This is a genomic window from Asticcacaulis machinosus, from assembly GCF_028550435.1.
In the GTDB taxonomy this organism is placed as follows: Bacteria; Pseudomonadota; Alphaproteobacteria; order Caulobacterales; family Caulobacteraceae; genus Asticcacaulis; species Asticcacaulis machinosus.
Map to the genome: position 1 here is coordinate 1018000 of NZ_JAQQKV010000002.1, position 19411 is coordinate 1037410.

The window sequence follows — 19411 nt, forward strand, 5'->3', positions numbered from 1 at the left end:
TTAATATATCTTCACAAAAAACTTTGCCACCCGAAACAACTTCGGGTGGCAACAGAAACTCAAAAATGTACGTGAAGGTCTATTGCAGGTTCACGAACAAACCACCGTCCACCAGCAAGGACGCGCCGGTGACATAACCGGCCAGATCGGACGCGAGGAATACAGCCGGTCCCGCCATATCTTCGGGCTGACCCAAACGACCAAGGCAGGTGCGGCTCTCCATATATTGACGCTTGGCATCGTCAGCCAGATCGTCCTTATTGATGTCGGTCAATATGGTGCCGGGCAGCAGCGCGTTGCAGCGAATGCCGTGCTTGCCCAGCGCAATGGCGGTCGATTGCATCAGCGACAGGACACCGGCCTTGGTTGGGGTGTAATGGGTCTGATATTCACCGCCGACGAGGGCCGAGATTGAAGATACGGCGATCAGGGTACCCCCATGCCCCTGTTTGACCATCTGGTTGGCGGCGGCCTGAGACATATACCAGGCGCCGTGCAGATTGACGCGCAGGGTGCGTTCCAGCACCTCCTGCGGCATATCAAGGAAAGCGTGGAACGGGCAGATGCCCGCGTTCGACACAAAGCTGTCGATCTTGCCAAAGTGGTCTACGCCGGCCTGAATGAAGTCCTTGGCCGATTGCGGATCAGAAACATCGCCCTTAAGCGCGAAAGCTTCGCCGCCGGCAGCCTTGATTTCAGCCACAGTGGCCGAGGCTGCAGCATCGTCACCGGCATAGTTGATGCCGATTTTGGCACCATGTTTTGCGGCACCTACGGCTATGCCGCGACCGATCCCTTTTGAAGCACCGGTGATCAGCATGACTTTGTTTTCAAGCAGCATTTTTTCTCTCTTCGTTGTCTCAACCGTCCCAGGCTCTGAAACGTCCTGTTGTCCCTGTTTTGTTTGGCGTCGGGGTTTGGGCCCCTAAGCTCTCACTCTTTAGTCAGTCATCCTGAGCCAGTCGATCGCCTATGGTCTTTGCACATAGACGCACCGCCTCACTCAAAACCTCCATCCGTGCCGCACTGACCGGCATAGCGAACTTGCACAGTTCAAGTGTCGCCACCTGAACCCCTCCGGACATGACCGCGGCACTCAGACCCGGCTCTAACCGTAAGGCTTGCAGGCGCGGGCCAAGGGCATAACCGCCACGTGGCACAGTCACCAGATAGTCCCGTTCCACCAGTGCCGACGCCAGCCGGTAAGTGGTTGAGCGCGTCAGTCCCAGATCATTTGACAGTGCATTCAGAGACGAGGCGCCCCGGCTCACGGCTTCGATAATGTTCAGGCCCCGGATAAGAGTCTGACTGCCCGTGATTGGTTTTGCGTCGCCCTTGTCCTCACTGCGCATTATCATTTTCGAGATTGACGTTTTTTGCTCTGTAATATAGTCATTCAAGTCATATATTGGAACTAAAAGATTGACAAGCGTGGAAATGAGCATAATTGCTCAAATTTACGAATTTTCGATCATCCAAAGCAGGCCAAGGACTACACTCATGACATTCCCGAAGATTAAGCAGGTTCGCGCCTATGTGATTAAAGGCGGCGAAGGCGGCGGGGGCGCGGATTATCACGATCAGGGCGAAGGCCACTGGATCGACAATCACATTGCCACGTCGATGGGGCGTTATCCGGAATATCGCCAGTCACGCAAATCGTTTGGTATTAACGTGCTGGGCACTCTGGTCGTTGAGATTGAGGCCGATGACGGCACCATCGGTTTTGCCGTGACGACCGGTGGTGAGCCCGCCTGTTATATGGTCGAAAAGCACTTCGCGCGCTTCCTCGAAGGCCGCAACCCGTTTGAGTATGAGCGCATCTGGGATCAGATGTATTTCGGCTCTCAGTACTATGGCCGTAAGGGCATTGTGGTGAACGCCATCTCCGGCGTCGATCTGGCGCTGTGGGATTTGATGGGCAAGCTGCGCGGCGAGCCGGTCTATCACATGCTGGGCGGTGCGGTGCGCGATGAGCTGCAATTCTATGCCACCGGCGCGCGTCCGGATCTGGCCAAGGAAATGGGCTTTATCGGCGGTAAGATGCCGCTGTATCATGGCCCTATCGAAGGTGATGAGGGTCTGAAGAAAAACGTCGAACTGGTCGCGGATATGCGCTCAAAAGTCGGCGAAGATTTCTGGCTGATGTATGACTGCTGGATGGCGCTCGATGTCAACTATGCCACCCGTCTGGCCCATAAGTGTCATGAGTACGGTCTGAAGTGGATCGAAGAAGCCATCAACCCTGACGACTATTGGGGCTATGCCCAGCTCAAGAAAAACGTGCCGCAAGGTATGCTGGTCACGACCGGTGAGCACGAGTCGACCCGCTGGGGCTTCAAGATGCTGATGGACATGGGCTGCTGCGATATCATTCAGCCGGATGTGGGTTGGTGTGGCGGCGTAACCGAGCTGCTCAAGATTTCGGCTCTGGCTGACGCCAATGGCACTTTGGTCGTGCCGCATGGTTCATCCGTATACAGCTACCACTTCGTCATTACCCGCCATAACTCACCGTTCGCTGAGTTCCTGATGATGGCCCCAAAGGCCGATCATGTAGCACCCATGTTCCACCCGCAATTGCTGGGTGAGCCGGTGCCGGAAAATGGCCGCCTGAAAGTTACGGCGCTGGATAAGCCGGGCTTTGGGGTTGAACTGAACCCCGAAGTGAAGCTTTATCGCCCTTATGAGCACTGACTGCCTCACCCCAAAATGCTTTAGCGTTTTGGGGTGGATTATTATTTTAAGGATAACTCTATGAAACTCGTCCGTTTTGGCCCCAAGGGCCAGGAAAAGCCCGGTGTCGTTGATGCCGACGGAAACTTACGCGATCTGTCGTCGGTTGTGGCCGACATCACCGCCGAAGAGGTGCGCCTGTCGAAACTGGCCGGCCTGAAAGCCGCTGATGTCGCCGCCCTGCCGGTGGTTGAAGGTGATGTGCGCTACGGCGTGCCGGTCAAGAATATCGGTAAGATCATCGCCGTCGGCCTGAACTATGCTGACCATGCCGCGGAATCCAATCTGCCGGTGCCACCGGAGCCGATCTTCTTCACCAAGGCGATCACCTCGCTGTGCGGTGCCAACGATGACGTCATGAAGCCGCGCGATGCGACCAAGATGGACTGGGAAGTCGAACTGGGCATCATCATCGGTAAGACCTGCCGCTATGTCGAAGAATCCGAAGCCCTGAATCACGTCGCCGGTTATGTGCTGGTCAACGATGTCTCCGAGCGCGCCTTCCAGAAAGAACGCGGCACCCAGTGGGTTAAAGGTAAGGGCTGTGATACGTTTTGTCCGACCGGCCCGTGGCTGGTGACCGCTGATGAAGTCGGCAACCCGCAGGAACTGGATATGTTCCTCGACGTCAACGGCGTGCGTATGCAAACCGGCAATACCCGCACCATGATCTTCCCGGTCGCGGAAGCCATTGCCTATATCTCGCGCTTTATCACCCTGCAACCGGGCGATCTGGTCATCACCGGCACCCCTCCGGGCGTGGGCGAAGGCAAGAAGCCTGATCCGATCTACCTCAATGTCGGCGACAAGATGCACCTTGGTGTCTCAAAGCTGGGTGAGCAGCGCCAGACAGTTGTGGCGTTCAGCTTAGAAGGTCAGGAGATCATCGGTTAATGGCATACGCTAATCGTTACGACGGCCGTTGCGCGGTTATCACCGGAGCTGCCGGTGGTCTGGGTAAGGCCGCCGCTATCCGCATCATCGCCGAAGGCGGCAAGGTCGTCCTGTGGGATCTGAACGCTGAAATGCTGGAAGCCACGGCAACTGAAATCGGCGCGGCCGGTTTTGTGGCGCTGGATGTCTCAAAGCTTGAGGAAGTCTCGGCCGCGGCGAAAAAGTCAGCGGAAATCCTGGGCAAGATCGATATCCTGATCGCGTCGGCGGGCATCACGGGTGCTACGGTGCCGGTATGGGAATTCCCGGTCGATAGCTGGCTCAAGGTCATGGATATCAACCTCAATGGCCTGTTCTACTGCAACCGTGAGATCATCCCCTACATGCTGCAAAACGGCTATGGCCGGATCGTCAATGTGGCGTCGGTCGCGGGCAAGGAAGGCAATCCGAACGCTTCGGCCTATTCGGCTTCTAAGGCAGGCGTGATTGGCTTTACCAAGTCGTTGGGTAAGGAACTGGCGGGCAAGGGCGTGATCGTTAATGCCCTGACGCCAGCCACGTTTGAATCACCGATCCTGGCGCAATTGCCGCAGTCTCAGGTCGATTATATGCGCTCAAAGATCCCGATGGGGCGTCTGGGCATTGTCGATGAATCGGCAGCGATGGTGACGTTCATGGCGTCCGAAGAGTGCTCTTTCACCACGGCGTCGGTATTCGATACGTCGGGAGGTAGAACGACCTACTAGGTCGTTCCTCTCCCTCCGTTTCTTGGTTGCCCTACCGCTTCGCTGTTTGAGGGCATGGGCAGCAGCATTATTAATCCTCCTCCCTTGCGCAAGCGGGGGAGGTGGCATCTAAAAGCCCGTTAGGGCGCATAGATGACGGAGGGGGCATTCTGGCTTCGGTTGCCCCCTCCGTCGCGGTTTTCGCCCTTGGCGAGTCCCGCGCCACCTCCCCCGTACGCTTGGCTACAGGGGAGGAGATAAGAAAAATGGGGACGCGCATGAAACTGCCATTCGTAGATGCTCATATCCATCTCTGGGATTTGGAAAAGCTGCGTTACGACTGGCTGTCGGCGCCGTTTGACGATACCGGCGTCAATGGCTCGACCGAAGCGATCGCCAAAACCTATCTTCCGTCTCACTACCGTGCCGATGCCACCGGTTTTGATGTGCGAGGCACAGTTCATGTCGATGCTGGCGCGCGTGCCGATCAGGCGTTGAACGAGACCGAATGGTTGCAGGGTTTGTCTGATTCTGAGGGCCTGCCGACCGCGCTGGTCGCGTTTGCGGGTTTGAATGACCCCAATGTTGACGCCTTGTTGGAGGCCCACGCTCAGCACAAAGCCGTGCGCGGTATCCGCCATATCCTCAACTGGCATCCGGACAGTTATTTCAGCTACACCCCCGCTAATCTGCTCGATGATCCGCAGTGGCAGGCCGGTTATGCCCAATTGGCAAAGCATGATCTGTCATTTGATCTGCAAATCTATTCCAACCAGATGGCGCAGGCCGCAGAGCTTGCGGCGAAACACCCGAATATTCCGGTCATGCTCAACCACGCCGGCATGCCGGTGAAGGATGGTGCTGACCACATGGCGCGCTGGGAAGCGGGCATGAAGGCATTGGCGGCGCAGCCCCACGTCTGGGCCAAGATTTCCGGCATGGGCTTTGTCGAGCGTAACTGGACGACGGCGTCCATTCGCCCGCTGGTGCTTAAAGCCATTGAGATATTCGGCACGGATCGCGTCATGTTCGCCTCCGATGTGCCGACCGATAAACTGTTTTCTGACTACGCCACGATCATCAATGCCTTTGATGAGATTACCAAAGAATTTTCCGACGATGAGCGCCGCGACATGTTTGGCCGTAACGCCAATCGCGCTTACCGTCTGAATCTGGATATTTAAGAGCCCACACAAAGCGGGCCAAATGACCACCGGGAGTTAACGCAAATGTTTTTAAGGGAGACTTTTCGGTGCCAAATCCGATTTTAGGCGTGCTTTTTCACTGGATCGGCGGCTTTGCCTCGGCCAGTTTTTATGTTCCGTACCGGCGCGTGCGCGGCTGGTCGTGGGAAATCTATTGGCTGATCGGCGGCCTGTTTAGCTGGGTGTTCGCCCCGTGGATATTCGCGTCGTTACAAACCAAGGACCTTTTGGGCGTGCTGTCGGCGGCACCGGCGGATGTCTGGGGCCTGTGCGTGATGTTTGGCCTGTTGTGGGGGCTTGGTGGCTTAACCTACGGCCTGACTATGCGCTATCTAGGTCTGGGTCTGGGGACGGCGATTGCCCTGTCGCTATGTGCGTTTTTCGGCACCCTGATGCCGCCGATTGTCGATGGCAGCTTCTTCACTGAAATCCTGCCTACTACCCACGGCCAGATCGTGCTGTTTGGCCTGTTCCTGTGTCTGGCCGGTATCTGCGTCATCGGCATGGGCGGGGCCAGCAAGAACAACGACCTGCCCGAAGACAAGCGCCGTGAGGTGCTGAAAGAATTCGACCTGAAAAAAGGTATCTGGGTTGCCGTATTCTGTGGCCTGATGTCGTCATGCTTTGCCTATGGGCTGGCCTCAGGGGCACCGGTTCAGAAACTGTCGGCGGCGGCGGGGACTGATCCTCTGTTTGTCGGTCTGCCGGTGCTGTGCATGGTGCTGCTGGGCGGGGCGCTGACCAATATCCTCTGGTGCGGCTATCTGATCCTTAAGAATAAAACCGGTGCAGAAGTCACCCGCACTCACGCCCGTCAGGACGGCTCGCGCCCGTCGATCGGTATGAACTACATATTGTGTGCGCTGGCCGGTGTGACCTGGTATTTCCAGTTCTTCTTCTACACCATGGGCGAAAGCCAGATGGGCGAATATGGCTTCTCAAGCTGGACCTTGCACATGGCCTCGATCATCATCTTCTCATCCCTGTGGGGCTTTGCCCTTAAGGAATGGAAGGGTTCAAGCCGTAAGACCCTGACCTATGTGTTTGCGGGCCTGCTGTTGCTGATCGCCTCGACCGTCGTTATCGGTTATGGCAACTATATCGGCGGGGCGGGCGGCCACTAATCTGACTGACGCAAGTTCTGGCGTCAGCTTCAACTCTCTGTTTTGCCCTCACCCGAAAAGGTGAGGGTAAGGTATTTTTAACGCGCATCTTTTCCCAAAAACCGCTTCACACTTTTTGGGATGCGCTCTGCCTGTTTGGAATAGATCTATGATTATCTCTGCCTCGACCGATTATCGTGAAGCCGCCCGGCGCAAGCTGCCTGCGTTTCTGTTCCACTATATCGACGGCGGGGCCTATGCCGAACATACCCTGAAACGCAATGTCTCGGATCTGTCCGACATTGCCCTGCGTCAGCGGGTGTTGCGCGATATGTCGGCGCTGGATCTGACGACCAGGCTGTTTGATGAAACTCTGTCGATGCCGGTTGTTCTGGCACCGGTGGGTTTGACCGGAATGTATGCCCGCCGTGGCGAGGTTCAGGCCGCCAGAGCTGCGGCAAAAAAAGGTATTCCCTTTACGATGTCGACGGTTTCGGTCTGCCCGATCGAAGAGGTCGCCCCCAAGATTGACCGGCCAATGTGGTTTCAGCTTTATGTGCTGAAAGATCGAGGCTTTATGAAAAACGCACTGGAGCGTGCTCAGGCCGCCGGTGTGAAAACTCTGGTCTTTACGGTCGATATGCCGACCCCAGGTGCGCGTTATCGTGACGCCCATTCGGGGATGAGCGGCCCTAATGCTGAAATCCGTCGTATGGTGCAGGCTGTGCTTCATCCGTCATGGGCATACGATGTCGGGCTTATGGGGACACCCCATGATCTGGGCAATATCTCGGCCTATATGGGTAAGCCGACGGGGCTGGCTGACTATATCGGCTGGCTGGCCAACAACTTTGATCAGAGCATTTCATGGAAAGATCTGGAGTGGATCAGAGATTTCTGGAAAGGCCCGATGATCATCAAGGGCATCCTCGACCCCGAAGATGCCAGAGACGCCGTCAAATTCGGCGCGGACGGCATTGTGGTATCGAACCACGGCGGGCGTCAGCTTGATGGCGTGCTGTCGTCGGCGCGCGCGCTTCCGGCCATAGCGGACGCGGTTAAGGGCGACCTGACCATACTGGCGGACTCTGGCATTCGCACCGGTCTTGATGTCGTGCGCATGATCGCTCTGGGGGCTGATAGTGTGTTGCTGGGGCGGGCGTTTATCTACGCTCTGGCTGCGAAAGGTGAGGCAGGGGTGTCGAACCTGCTTGATCTGTTCGAGAAAGAAATGCGGGTCGCGATGGTGCTGACGGGGGCCAAGACGATTGCCGACATCACGCCGGAGATGTTGGTCAGGGCTTAAAAGCCACCGCCCGGCGAGGCCACAAAACGCACAATAAAAAAGGGCCGGTTTCCCGGCCCTTTTCGTGTCTGTCATTTACCGGCCCCGGCCCCACAGGGTGGAATATTTCCAGCCGGTCAGGTCTTCGACGATCTTGCCGCTTTCGGGTGTTTCCGGCTCGGTCGCTCCGGCGCGCAGACGCTCAACCTCATGAACCAGAACGGCGTGGGTCTTGGCATTGAGTTTAAACGTCCAGGACAGCCACGCCCCGATAAGCATCATCAAGGCGGGCCCACCAATCATCACCGCCACGATGGTATGCACGGCATCGGCGCTTTGCGGGATAAATTCGGTCGCTTCTTTGGGCGTAGGCACATAACCGCCGGCGTCGATCAGCCAGCCGGTGGCCACCAGCGCCAGAGACTGAGCCGCCTTACGGGTAAAGGTCATGACCCCGGCAAAGATGCCTTCGCGGCGCAGACCGGTTACGGCCTCGTCAACATCGGGCAGGTAGTTGTAAACTGACCACGGCACAAAGTTGAGTGTACCGCGCCCCAGACCGGCCAGAATGATCGGTACGAACAGCCAGAACGCCACACCGAAGTTCGACTGGCTAAAGGTCATGAACAGGTCACCATTCAGTGCCGCAAGGCCATCGGCAAAGTTTGCTGGCTGCGTCAGATAGAAGGCAAGGAACAGCAGCAGCGAGGCGATGACAAAGCTGATGGCGATGCGATAGGCCATGGTCGGGCCGGTCTTGATGACCACCTGAATGGCGACCATGACCGATACCAACTGGGCAATATACATCACCGTCATCATGGCCGAAATCATGGTAGTGGTATCGCCCTTGGACATCATGGCGCCGGCCGCCAGAACGGTGGCAACAAAGATCGGGAAGGCGGTGTTGAAGATGTCCTGAGACAGATAGCCGCCCAGATAGATGCTGATATGCTGACGAAACGCCTTCAGACGCAGGGTCGAGAACAGGTCGCCAAACATCTTGACTGGGATCATGGCGGCGGTTTTCAGAGACGGCGGTTCCGGCTGGTGGGCCAGTTCGTCCGCCGTATAGGGCCGCTCCCACGAAAAGACGACCACCAGAATGACTACGAGCGAGAACAGCACGCCAAAGATGGCGGCCATGATCAGGAAGGTGTTAGGGGAATCTGCTCCGCCGAAGTTGTCGATGATGAATTTCGGCAGGTAAGAGGCCAATATGGCCGAGGTCTGCGCAATGATCATGCGCGCACCGGCAAATTTGGCTTTTTCCTTATAGTCTTTGGTCATTTCCGCGGCGAGGGTTTCCCACGGGATCAGGAACATGGTGTAGACAAATTCAAAGAAGATGAACACCAGCAGGTAATACCAGAAGTTCTGGCCGGTGACGAATAGCAGAACGAACGATGGTAAAAGCGGGATGGTGATCATCAGAAAGATCTTGCGCCGCCCGATTTTGCGCCCGATCCAGGTATGGCGCAGATTATCGGAGATGTACCCGATCAGCGGGCAGGTAATGGCTTCCAGCAGACGCGGCAGGCCAAGGATCATACCGGCTTCGACGGCGCTAAGGTCGCAGAAGGTCGTGAAGAAGTAAAACAGCCAGCCGGTGATGACGGCCTGAGCGCCCGCGCCCAGCATGTCGCCGGAACCCCAGCCCCAGTAATTGTACCACTTCGGTTTACGATAGGCGGTTTCGCCCGTCGGCACATTGGCCATGTTTTAGCTCCAATCCCTATAGAACCTCCCCTGTTGCAGGGGAGGGTGGCCTGAAAGGCCGGGTGGGGTAACTACCGTTCGTATTTACCCCCTCTGACATTTTCGCTGACGCTCAAAAGTCAGCTCCCCCTGCGACAGGGGGAGTTCTTTACGCTTATATAAACCGATACATGAACTCGCCCATGGTCAGCAGGGCCATAGCCTGCCCGAACGGCATGGAGGTGAGCGGGATGTCTTTGTACTCCTGAATAGAATTGAACACCGGCGTACCAAACGATACCTGGGTCAGTTCACCCTCAGCATTGATGTGGGCGCGCACAGCCTTGGCGCCGCGGATGCCCATGGCTTCATATTCTTTGGAAATGTAACCCTTACGCACCGACTTCAGGATGCCGTAAGCGAAACCAGCCGAGGCGGCGGCTTCTTCATACGAAGTCTCATCATCAAGTATGGTGCGCCACAGACCCGACGGCGCCTGATATTGCGCGAGAGCTTTAACCTGCGCCTCAAGGGTCTCGATCAGGAACATGCGGAAGGCATCATCCTTGGGCAGGTTCAGCAGTTCGATAAATTCCGGGATGACGATGGTGACCCATGAATTGCCGCGACCCCACAGGGCATTGGCAAAGTTGTGGCGGCCTTCGAACGTCCAGCCGTGGAACCACAGGCCGGTCTTGCGGTCGGTCAGGTACTTGATATGCACCATGAACTGGCGCTTGGCTTCCTCCACGTAATGCGGACGGTTGAGCAACAGGCCGATCTTGGCCAGCGGCAGCACCGACATCATCAGGGTGTCGTCCCAAAGCTGCTGGTTGTTGACCGAGTTATAAACGATGTGCTGAAAGCCGCCCTCTTCGGTGCGCGGCAGTTCGTTATAGACCCACTCGGCCCAGACATCGAGATAGGGCAGATAGCGGCGGTCACCCGTGCGCTCAAACAGGTAGGCCAGGGTGATGAACGGGGCGACGGTATTGATATTGCGTGACGGCGAGCCTTCGGCAAAGCGGTCCTCGAACCAGTTGATCATGATGTCCCAGGCGCGCTTGTCGCCGGTCATTTCCCAGATCTTATACATGCCGTAAAGACCGACACCTTGCGTCCACTCAAAGCCGTGCCAGGCCTTGGTGTCGATGACGCGGCCATCGGTCAGGCGCAACAGAAACTCGCCCGACGTATCTTCGATATTGACCAGATTATTGATCAACAGATCGATGGCGTGGCGGTAATCGTCACGGTCGGCATCCAGAGCTGCCGACTGATGTTGCAGCAGCGGGTGGATGTTGAACGGGTCGGTTGGCTTCAGGATCTGGTTTTTTGTATTTACAGGCATGGGAGACACTTTACGGGGAGGGTTAGCGTTGCAGATTTTTCGGTGCGGGCATGACCTCAAGCGGCACCCCGCCACGGACGGTACGCAGATTGACCAGCTTGACCGGTTCGAGAGCATTCTCAGCTTTTCCGTCGGTTGTCACGGCAAAGCTGATGGTGTTTTCGCCGTTGGGGTTCAAAATCCCCGCCGGAATAACAAACGTGCGCTGCGGGCCGATATTGGCGATGAATTGACCCATGTTCCAGCCGTTGACAAAGATCAGGGCGCGGTTGGTGCGGTCAGAGCGCGGCTTTGAGGTATCACCGAATGCCAGCCCCATCTGCACATCATGATCCTTGGGCAGGTCAAGCTTGAACGTCGTGCTCAGCCAGTAGGTACCGGCGGCCGGTGGTGCGGCAGTAGGGCTTGCCTTATCCCAATCATTTTCTGTCGCGCAGCTTTTTCCCAAAACCGCGTCACACTTTTGGGGCTGCGCGAGTTTTTTACCGGGCAGATACCAGCCTTCACGCTCACCATAAAGGCCGCCATTGTTCATCGGGCCGCGCACCAGATCAGCGATCTTTTCGCCGCCCTTATTGCCCTGAATGCGCCAGTCGATCGGTACGGCAAAGCGGTTGCCACCTTTGGAGGTCAGGGACGCCGAAATCAGGCCGCGCGCTTCGCGGTGATAGTCGTCGGCCATCAGGTTCCAGTTATGCGAATTGTTGCGCACCATAACCGAGATGACATGCTTGCCCGGCGTCATGTCGGGCAGGGTGAATTTCACGCTGTCGGTGGTTTCCGGGAAGGAGCGGCCGGTATCCATTTCATCCTGACCGACAAACTTGCCGTCGATCCAAACCTGAATCATGCCAGCGCCGCCGCCGCCGTAGAACAGCTCAAGCTGATCGTTTTTGGCGTCGGTAATGTCGATGTGGCCGCGATACCAGACATCGCCGTGGTGGAAGCCGTAATCACTCATGCTGAGTGTTGGTTGACCGCGCTCCGGCGTCGTCCAGGTCTGGGCGGCGGAGGGGCGGGTGTCGGCCTTGACCCAGGCGCTGTCGTCAAAACCGGGTTGGGCTTCGGGCGAGTCCATGCGGCGGGCCCATTCGACGTTCGCCAGATCGGGCAGTGTGATGGCTTCTGGGCCGCGTGCTGATGATGTTTTGAAGCTGCCGTCGGATTGGGTGGTCAGGGTAAGCGCCTCGCCATTAAAGGTAGCGGCTTTGACAGTGGGGCCCCAAATCTCAAACGCGCTGTCCGCCGCCGTATCGCCGGTCAGGTTGAGCGTGCTGCCGTCGATCTTGGCGGTGCGCACAAGGGCAGGTGTCAGTTGCAGAACGGTGCCCTTTTCGGTGTCCTGACGCCACATATTAAAGCTGGTGGTCTCATCGGCGATCAGCAGCAGCATGGGGGTGCGACCGCCGCCGGAAATGCGCACACGGGTCAGGCCATTGTGCTGATAGGTCAGTTTCAGATCGCCTTTTTTGGCATCGAATTTCGAGGTGACCTTACCGGACAGAACCTCGACCTTGGGCGCGGAGGTATAGCGCAGAACCGTTTCGCCGTCCTCAAGGTTACGGCCATGCAGCAGGGCGATGTCCTGCTCACTGTTCTGGAAATGGGTCTGGATTTCCGAATTGGAATAGACCAGATGCTGACGCTCCATCGCGTAAGAGGCCAGTAGCATCTTGGCATCCTGACCATTGACGCGCACCGGGATCTTATAGGTGCCGTCTTTGGTGGTCAGGTCAAACGTGCCGCGATCATCGGTGATGGCATCCGACGGATTATGAACCGCCAACAGAATATGGGTTTTCAGCGTCGGGTTAAAATTATGATAGACCTTAAGCTTATCATTGGAGACCTTAAGCACCGGCCCCTTATCCATTTCGGCCAGCGCCTGTTCAGCGGCCTGAACGAACATACCCTGCTGCTTCAGGGCATAGGCTTTCTCACGCAATCCGCGGTCTTCGGAAATGGCGGCGCCATAGTCATAAGAGGTATAGACCACCGGCCCCGCCAGCCAGCCCCACGACGTGCCGCCGAACGTCATATAGACGTTGTGGATCGAAATACCGTTGATCAGGTTGGTGCCGTAAAACACCCGTTGATAGCCCTTGCCCTGACGCTTCGACGTACAGTCATAGGTGCCGTTGGAGCCCCAGTAATCGAACCAGCCGCCGCCCAGTTCTGCCGCAAAGCCCGGTGTTTTGGGCGAGGACAGGGCGCCGATCTTGGGCGCCGTTGTGCCATACATGCCCCAGTCAGGCGCCTTGTTCGGGCCGGAAGCATCAGCAAACACGTTGCAGGTGCCGCCGGGATAACCATCGAACGCATAGATATCGGTCGGGCCGGTATTGGCCCACGGTGCGGTCGAATCCTTTGGAGTCCAGTCCGGTAAGCGGCCGGCCGAATTGTGGAAGAACGGCACGGTGATGCCATCAGCGCGTGCCTTTTTGGCCAGATGGTTCATCTGGCGGACATGCTTGGGCTCAACCTTGCCCAGTTCGTTTTCCAGTTGGTAGGCGATGACCGTGCCGCCGCCATTGGTGACCTGATAGCGGGCGATAATGGCGTTGATCTGGGTCATCCACTCATCGGTAGCGGCCAGATAGAGCGGATCATCGGTGCGGGCTTCGGCGCGTTGGCGGAACATCCAGCCGGGATAGCCGCCGCCGGTCAGTTCGGCATTCACATAGGGGCCGGTGCGGGCAATGACATACATGCCCTCTTCCTTGGCGATTTGCAGGGCGCGCTCGACATTGCGGATGCCGGAGAAATCGTAAACGCCCGGTGACGGCGAGTGATAGCCCCAGTCAAAATAAAAGGCGACGCCATTGAAACCTGAGGCCTTCATCTTTTGGATGACATCGCGCCACAGGGACGGATTGGGCAGGCGGAACGGATGGATTTCGCCCGACCACACCATGATCCGTTCGCCATCGATCATCAGGGAGTTTTTATCCCAGGTGATTTTTTTGCCGACGTCTTGGGGTTTTGTGGCCTCAGTGAAGGCTTTGGGGTCTTCCGACAGGACGGTAAAGTGACGCACGACGCCGGACACACCGCCGATTTCCTTTTTCGGTGTCCAGGTCTTGAAGCCGTCAAGGCTGTCTGAATACCAGTAGTGCTTGGTCATGTAGTCGTCGAAATAGATGCGGTAACCACCATTTGGCAGTTTCACCAGCGCCTGACCTTCGCGCCAGCTACCCCAGCCGGCCCAGTCGCCGGTCTTTTCCAGCTTCCACGGTCCCAGCAGGGATTTGGACGTAGCCAGTTCGATAAACTTGGTCGTCTCGTTCTTGACAAAGGCGGTATAGCCTCCGTCGGTCGAGACCACAAACGTATCGATAAAATTGCCCTGCAGGCCCTGCATCGGCTTAGGGTCGGACCACTGCGAAAAATCAGCGTTCGGCTCAATCACATAGGCGCCGAACGGGCCCTTGGTGCCGCCTTTCGACAGGGATACCACGACCTTAAGCGAGCCGTCCGTATCGCGGAACCATTCCGGTGCCCAAACATTCGTCACGTCAGGCAAGGTCACCTTGACTTCGCGCACCAGTTCCCAGGTTTTCAGATCTTTAGCGCGGGCAATGCCGAAATCAGAGCCGTTCCAGTCGGTCGTATAGACAATATAATAATAGCCGTCCGAATGGCGGATAATCGACGGGTCGCGTAGCAGGCGCTTATCGGGCGTATAGACCTCGGACGCCAGCGTATTAAAGGTGATGCCGTCGGGTGAGGTAAACAGGCTGAGCGTGTTCTGCGATGTCGCCATAAAGGATGACATAATGAACACAGGTGCATTGTTTTCGGCGGCCTGTGCCGAGTTTGAGGTGACCGGTTTATTGGCGTCAGACGCCTGTGGGATGCCCAGTTCCTGCGCAAACGACCCAAAGGCCAGCGAGCCCATCAGGGCGGTCAGAAGTCCGATTTGCGAAACACGGCAAAGGGCTGCACGTTTGCGCAGCGATTTGGGGTAGGGCATCTAAAGTCCTCTGTACTTAAGTTTCCTCAACCAAAGTCCGGCGACGGTAAAACCGCTGGGTCTTAAACGCCCATACCCATCCGGCCGGTCATCAATCATCCATTAAGATGACATTGACTAATGCTCATATCAATGAAAAAATATCATAAACGAGCATCTTGGTGCTGAAATAAGGGCGGAATTTCATAATTATGATCAAAAATAATCAAAAAAATGGGACTAAGGCCCTCTTCGCGGCTCTGATGGTGAGCAGCGGAATGTTCGCCATTTCATCTGGTGCGGTGCTGGCTCAGGCTGCGGGCGCTACCGCAGTCAGCTATAAATTCACCCTTGATCCGGCATTTAAAGGTAGTGCTGACGCTATCAATCTGACCCCGGTACAAGCCTATGATGAGGCTAAGGGGTACGGCTTCACCAGCACCAAAGATGGCAATGAGCAAGCGCTGGCGGTGAAGGTCGCCCCCGGTGATTACCGTGTGCGCGTGACCTTGGGCAATAAAAAAGCCGCCAGCCGCACCTCCGTTTGGGCCGAAGACCGCCGCCTGATGATGGCACCTGTCACTCTGAAAAAAGGCGAGACCAAAACTGTAGAATTTATTGTCAATGTTCGTAATGCGTCACTGGCGACCTCGGAACAGGACGCGGCTAAGGCCCCGCGCGTTGGTCTGCGCGGCGATGAAGCCACTGAGAGCCGTACCTGGGACGATAAACTGACGGTCGCGTTTTCAGGCGAAGCCCCTGCCGTGCAGTCGGTCGAGATTGCACCCGTGACCGCACGTCGTGTCTTTATGGCGGGCGATTCTACCGTGACCGATCAGGGCGGCACGGACTATGCGTCATGGGGACAGATGCTGCCGCGGTTTTTGCAAGGTGATGTGTCGGTGGCCAACCATGCCCGATCGGGCGAGACGATGAAATCGTTCGTCACTTCCCTGCGCTGGGACAAGCTGCTGAGTGAGGCGCGGGCGGGGGATGTGCTGCTGATCCAGTTTGGTCATAATGACCAGAAGAAGCAGTGGCCGCGCACCTATGTCAGCGCGGAACAATCCTATCCGGCCTGGCTGAAAACCTTTGCCGCCGATGCGCAGGCCCACGGTATGAAAGTCGTGCTGATCTCACCGGTCTCGCGCCGCAGTTTTAAGGACGGTAAAATCAATAATACGCTGGCCGGTTATGATGACGCCGTGCGCAAAGTCGCGGGCGAACTGAATGTGCCGTTTATTGATCTGACCGCCAAGACGGCAACGCTTTATGAGGCGCTGGGCCCTCAGGTCAGCCCGAAGGCCTTCGGTAATGGCGGCAAGGACGGTACGCACCACAACGCTTACGGGGCATTTGTGATCGCAAACTATGTGGCGCAGACGATCACCGATCCGCAGAGCGGACTTGATCTGAGGGCCGCACCGGACTTCATCGCGTTTGATCCGGCCAAACCGGCTGATCCGCAAAATTTTGAACTCAAACCCACCGACTGGCCCATCATGCGCGAAGTCGTCACTAAAATCTCAGGGAACTAAATCATGACCCAAATTCATGGCTTTAAAATGCAGCTTAAACCCGGCTTTGAGGCCGAGTACCAAAAGCGCCACGACGAAATCTGGCCGGAACTGTCGGAACTGCTGCATGAAGCGGGGGTATCGGACTATTCGATCTTTCTCGACCCTGAGACCCTGACCCTGTTCGGGGTTTTAAAGCGCACCGATGACCATAAAATGGATGATCTGCCCAGCCTGCCGATCATGAAAAAATGGTGGGCCTATATGGCCGATATTATGGACAGCAATCCGGATAATTCGCCGGTGGCCAAGGATTTGAAGCACGTCTTCCACATGGCATAGGCTATAAAAAACCCCGGCTTTCACCGGGGTTTTTTCTTATTGATCTTCGGCTAGGATATCGACGACGCGGACGTCGATGCCTGCATCCTCAAGCCACAGCTTATCGCGGGTGCTGAGACCGGAATCGGTGATCAGAATATCGATCTCGGTCAGCGGGCAAACTGACAATGACGCGGGCGCATTGATCTTGGACGAGTCGGCCAGCACCACAACCTGTTGGGCGCGCTCGATAAGGCGGCGCTCGGATTGCACCAGCAGGGTATCGGTCTGCATCAGGCCATTGGGTGTGATCGCCTGCGCGCCGATGAACATGCGCTGGGCCGCAAAATTCTGCAGCATGCCATCCTCATACGGATTGAGGATGATGCGCTGCTCACGGAACAGTTCGCCGCCCGGCAAGGTCACCCGAATGCGGGTGCGATCAAGCAGGCTTTGCAGGATCGGGATCGAGGTCGTCAGCACATTATAGCTGTCGTTCGGCATGATCGAGGCCAGCATATAGGTGGTCGTGCCGCCGTCGATGATCATCGACATGCCAGGCTTCAACAGGTCAAGCGCGGCACGGGCAATGGCTTTTTTGGCGGGGGCGTAGTGAATAACGCTCTCGAAAAACGGCGCCTGACCGGTCAGGCTGTTGCGGCGGTCGTCGCTGGTGGCCTTAAGGCCGATATGGGCACCTTCGATGCGCATGGCACCGCCACGGACGCGCAGCAAATGACCCAGTTCATGCAATTCGTTCAGATCGCGGCGGATGGTAGCGGGGGAGGCCCCAAGTTTAGCCGTCAACTCATCGACCGATGTGACGCGATCCGGATTAAGCTCATCAATGATCAGTTTCCAGCGATCCTGAAAGTGCATGTACGGTCCGTCCCCTTGGTTTTTATTGTCCCGAACGGCGACGCAAAGCCTGTGTGTCCAAACGCGGACGGGAATCATGATTAAAGATGATTGAATATATTAAACAGGTTTTTCGCGCTTGTCGAATTTATGTTCACAATATGAAACTAAAGACTGTTTCACGCGGCTTGACCGGTCTCCAGCAGGGCTTGCGACCAGATCGAGCGGTATTGCACAACCTCGTCTTTCAGCAGCGGGTCAATGCGCCGGTAATTGGGCGCGGGCGGTGTCGCCTCATGATAATAGGCGATGGCTCCGGCCCCCAGGGTAACCCCATTTGAGGTGTCATTGACATAGACTGGCGTGTTTCTGACCGAGGCGATCAGGGCGCACAGGTGAGGGTGGCGGGCCGCTACGCCTTCGATCAGCAGCGGGCCATCGGCATGAATGAGGTTAAGGCAGGTATCGCTGACCATAGCCAGATAGAGCTGACCTAAAGCGGCGCGGTGGGCCGGGGTATCGACCTTAAGGCCGCGAATTTCGCCGCGTCGGCCTTGGTACGGCCCGCCGGCATCATCGAAACTGGGCAGGGCCATAGCGCCGTCCCGCATAACGGCCTGAGTGATCGCCGGATCGACATCGGTTGAGGTCATGCCGTGGGTAATCAGGTCATAGGCCCGTCCGCCCATGAAGCGTGAGCAGGCAACCGGATTGCCGAACACATCGACCTTGGCCAGACAGTCGCGGTCGGCCTTAAGGTTATCGACCGGCGTTTCAGGGGCTAGCGCAATGAACCATGTTCCGGTCGACAGCATGGCGGGGGGAGTGAAGGACGGGTCGCGATGCTGGCGCACAATGACCGACGCCAAAGCGGCATTGGTATCGTGTAATCCGACCAGCACCTTGCAATCACGGCTTAACCCCGTGGCATCGGCAATGTCGGGGCGCAGAGAGCCCGCTTCGTCCCAGGCGTTTTTAAGCTCAGGGAAGCGCTCAACCCAGCCCTGACGAATAGCCATGGACGAATAGGTTTTTTGCAGCGGTGCCCACAGGTCGGTGTGGCACCCCATTGAGGTGACTTCGGTAGTCAGGGCTCCGCTTAAGCGCCAGGTCCAGTATTGTGGATAGCTTAAGATCCAGCGCACCCGCTCGAAAAATTTCGGGTCTCTGCGCGCGTGCCAATAGATCTGGCAGCCCATGTTCAAACCGTTGGGCAGGCTGGGCGACAGAGTATGCGAAAAATGCGGCCGGATGGCATTATAGGCTTCGCGGTAAAGCTGCGGGATAGCGGCTTCGTAGTCCTGAATTGGTTGCAGCAGCAGACCGTCTTCGCTCAGGAAGGCGCAGGTAGCACCATGAGTGACCGGGATAATGCGGTCAATATCATAGCGGATCGAGAGTTCACGCAACTGGCCCAGAAACCAGCTATGGAGGCGATCAACATCATAGGCGGCATAAAGGTGCGCATGCAGGCGTGGCGTTACCACCCGGCGCTCATTAAGAATCTGGCCTTCGTGGTTTATTATGCTGACCTTGGCAAAGCTTTTGCCGATGTCCAACACGACGCAAACCGTGTCTTTTTGCCGGATGTCTCCCAACCTGTGGCCTCTTGTCGTTTCCCGATTACCATCTTTGCTGCCGCTCTGTGGCGGCTTAAGCCATCCAGACTATAACATTGCCGCAAACGGTGCAATCAACGCTGCGTGTTTATGACGCAGAGGTGTCAATAAGCCACCCAATGTCATATAAATACCATAGACATGAAA

The 19411-nt window shown here is 56.7% G+C and carries 15 protein-coding genes; 8 read left to right on the forward strand and 7 right to left on the reverse strand.

Translation table 11 applies throughout. The annotated features are described in order from the left end of the window. Positions 1 to 79: 79 nt before the first annotated feature. On the reverse strand, positions 80 to 841 hold the full coding sequence (lra1, locus tag PQU98_RS13065) for an L-rhamnose 1-dehydrogenase Lra1 (RefSeq protein WP_272745374.1): 762 nt from the start codon (positions 839 to 841) through the stop codon (positions 80 to 82). Positions 842 to 944: 103 nt separating this feature from the next. Continuing rightward, positions 945 to 1352, reverse strand: a complete 408-nt coding sequence (locus PQU98_RS13070) for a helix-turn-helix domain-containing protein (RefSeq protein WP_272745375.1) — start codon at positions 1350 to 1352, stop codon at positions 945 to 947. A gap of 148 nt (positions 1353 to 1500) precedes the next feature. On the opposite strand from PQU98_RS13070, the gene rhmD reads away from it, so the two are divergent. From rhmD to lldD, 6 genes are all read left to right on the forward strand, one after another. Then, entirely contained in the window at positions 1501 to 2697 is a 1197-nt protein-coding gene (rhmD, locus tag PQU98_RS13075; RefSeq protein WP_272745376.1) for an L-rhamnonate dehydratase, read from the forward strand. 60 nt (positions 2698 to 2757) lie between these two features. Continuing rightward, positions 2758 to 3630, forward strand: coding sequence for a 2,4-didehydro-3-deoxy-L-rhamnonate hydrolase (locus tag PQU98_RS13080; protein WP_272745377.1), 873 nt, complete (start codon positions 2758 to 2760; stop codon positions 3628 to 3630). Continuing rightward, positions 3630 to 4376: an SDR family NAD(P)-dependent oxidoreductase gene (locus PQU98_RS13085; RefSeq protein ID WP_272745378.1), complete on the forward strand. Its 747-nt coding sequence runs from the start codon at positions 3630 to 3632 to the stop codon at positions 4374 to 4376. The genes PQU98_RS13080 and PQU98_RS13085 overlap by 1 nt, the downstream gene beginning before the upstream one ends. 257 nt (positions 4377 to 4633) lie before the next feature. Beyond that, complete coding sequence (locus PQU98_RS13090; protein WP_272745379.1) at positions 4634 to 5539, forward strand: amidohydrolase family protein; 906 nt, start codon at positions 4634 to 4636, stop codon at positions 5537 to 5539. A 68-nt stretch (positions 5540 to 5607) separates the two neighbouring features. Next, the gene (gene rhaT, locus PQU98_RS13095) at positions 5608 to 6684 is read left to right on the forward strand and encodes an L-rhamnose/proton symporter RhaT (protein WP_272745380.1); all 1077 of its coding nucleotides are present in this window, start codon (positions 5608 to 5610) and stop codon (positions 6682 to 6684) included. A 148-nt stretch (positions 6685 to 6832) separates the two neighbouring features. Beyond that, complete coding sequence (gene lldD, locus PQU98_RS13100) at positions 6833 to 7969, forward strand: FMN-dependent L-lactate dehydrogenase LldD (RefSeq protein WP_272745381.1); 1137 nt, start codon at positions 6833 to 6835, stop codon at positions 7967 to 7969. Between the two features lie 75 nt (positions 7970 to 8044). Here the strand turns inward: lldD and PQU98_RS13105 are convergent, their stop codons facing one another. The 3 genes from PQU98_RS13105 to PQU98_RS13115 all read right to left on the reverse strand — a co-directional run bounded on the left by PQU98_RS13105 (position 8045) and on the right by PQU98_RS13115 (position 14970). Then, positions 8045 to 9667: an MFS transporter gene (locus PQU98_RS13105; protein ID WP_272745382.1), complete on the reverse strand. Its 1623-nt coding sequence runs from the start codon at positions 9665 to 9667 to the stop codon at positions 8045 to 8047. 154 nt (positions 9668 to 9821) lie between these two features. Then, positions 9822 to 10997, reverse strand: coding sequence for a beta-galactosidase BglB (gene bglB, locus PQU98_RS13110; protein ID WP_229807507.1), 1176 nt, complete (start codon positions 10995 to 10997; stop codon positions 9822 to 9824). Between the two features lie 22 nt (positions 10998 to 11019). After that, a complete protein-coding gene (locus PQU98_RS13115; RefSeq protein WP_272745383.1) occupies positions 11020 to 14970 on the reverse strand; it encodes a beta-galactosidase in 3951 nt (1316 codons plus the stop codon). A 257-nt stretch (positions 14971 to 15227) separates the two neighbouring features. Between PQU98_RS13115 and PQU98_RS13120 the strand changes: the two genes are divergently transcribed. Continuing rightward, positions 15228 to 16487 (forward strand): rhamnogalacturonan acetylesterase, encoded by a 1260-nt coding sequence (locus tag PQU98_RS13120; protein ID WP_272745384.1) that lies wholly within the window; start codon positions 15228 to 15230, stop codon positions 16485 to 16487. Between the two features lie 3 nt (positions 16488 to 16490). Beyond that, complete coding sequence (gene rhaM, locus PQU98_RS13125; protein ID WP_272745385.1) at positions 16491 to 16808, forward strand: L-rhamnose mutarotase; 318 nt, start codon at positions 16491 to 16493, stop codon at positions 16806 to 16808. Between the two features lie 36 nt (positions 16809 to 16844). Here rhaM and PQU98_RS13130 read toward each other — a convergent pair whose 3' ends face one another. Together PQU98_RS13130 and PQU98_RS13135 are read right to left on the reverse strand one after the other, a co-directional pair. Beyond that, complete coding sequence (locus tag PQU98_RS13130) at positions 16845 to 17666, reverse strand: DeoR/GlpR family DNA-binding transcription regulator (RefSeq protein WP_272745386.1); 822 nt, start codon at positions 17664 to 17666, stop codon at positions 16845 to 16847. 158 nt (positions 17667 to 17824) lie between these two features. Then, entirely contained in the window at positions 17825 to 19207 is a 1383-nt protein-coding gene (locus PQU98_RS13135) for an FGGY-family carbohydrate kinase (RefSeq protein ID WP_272745387.1), read from the reverse strand. Between the last annotated feature and the right edge of the window lie 204 nt (positions 19208 to 19411).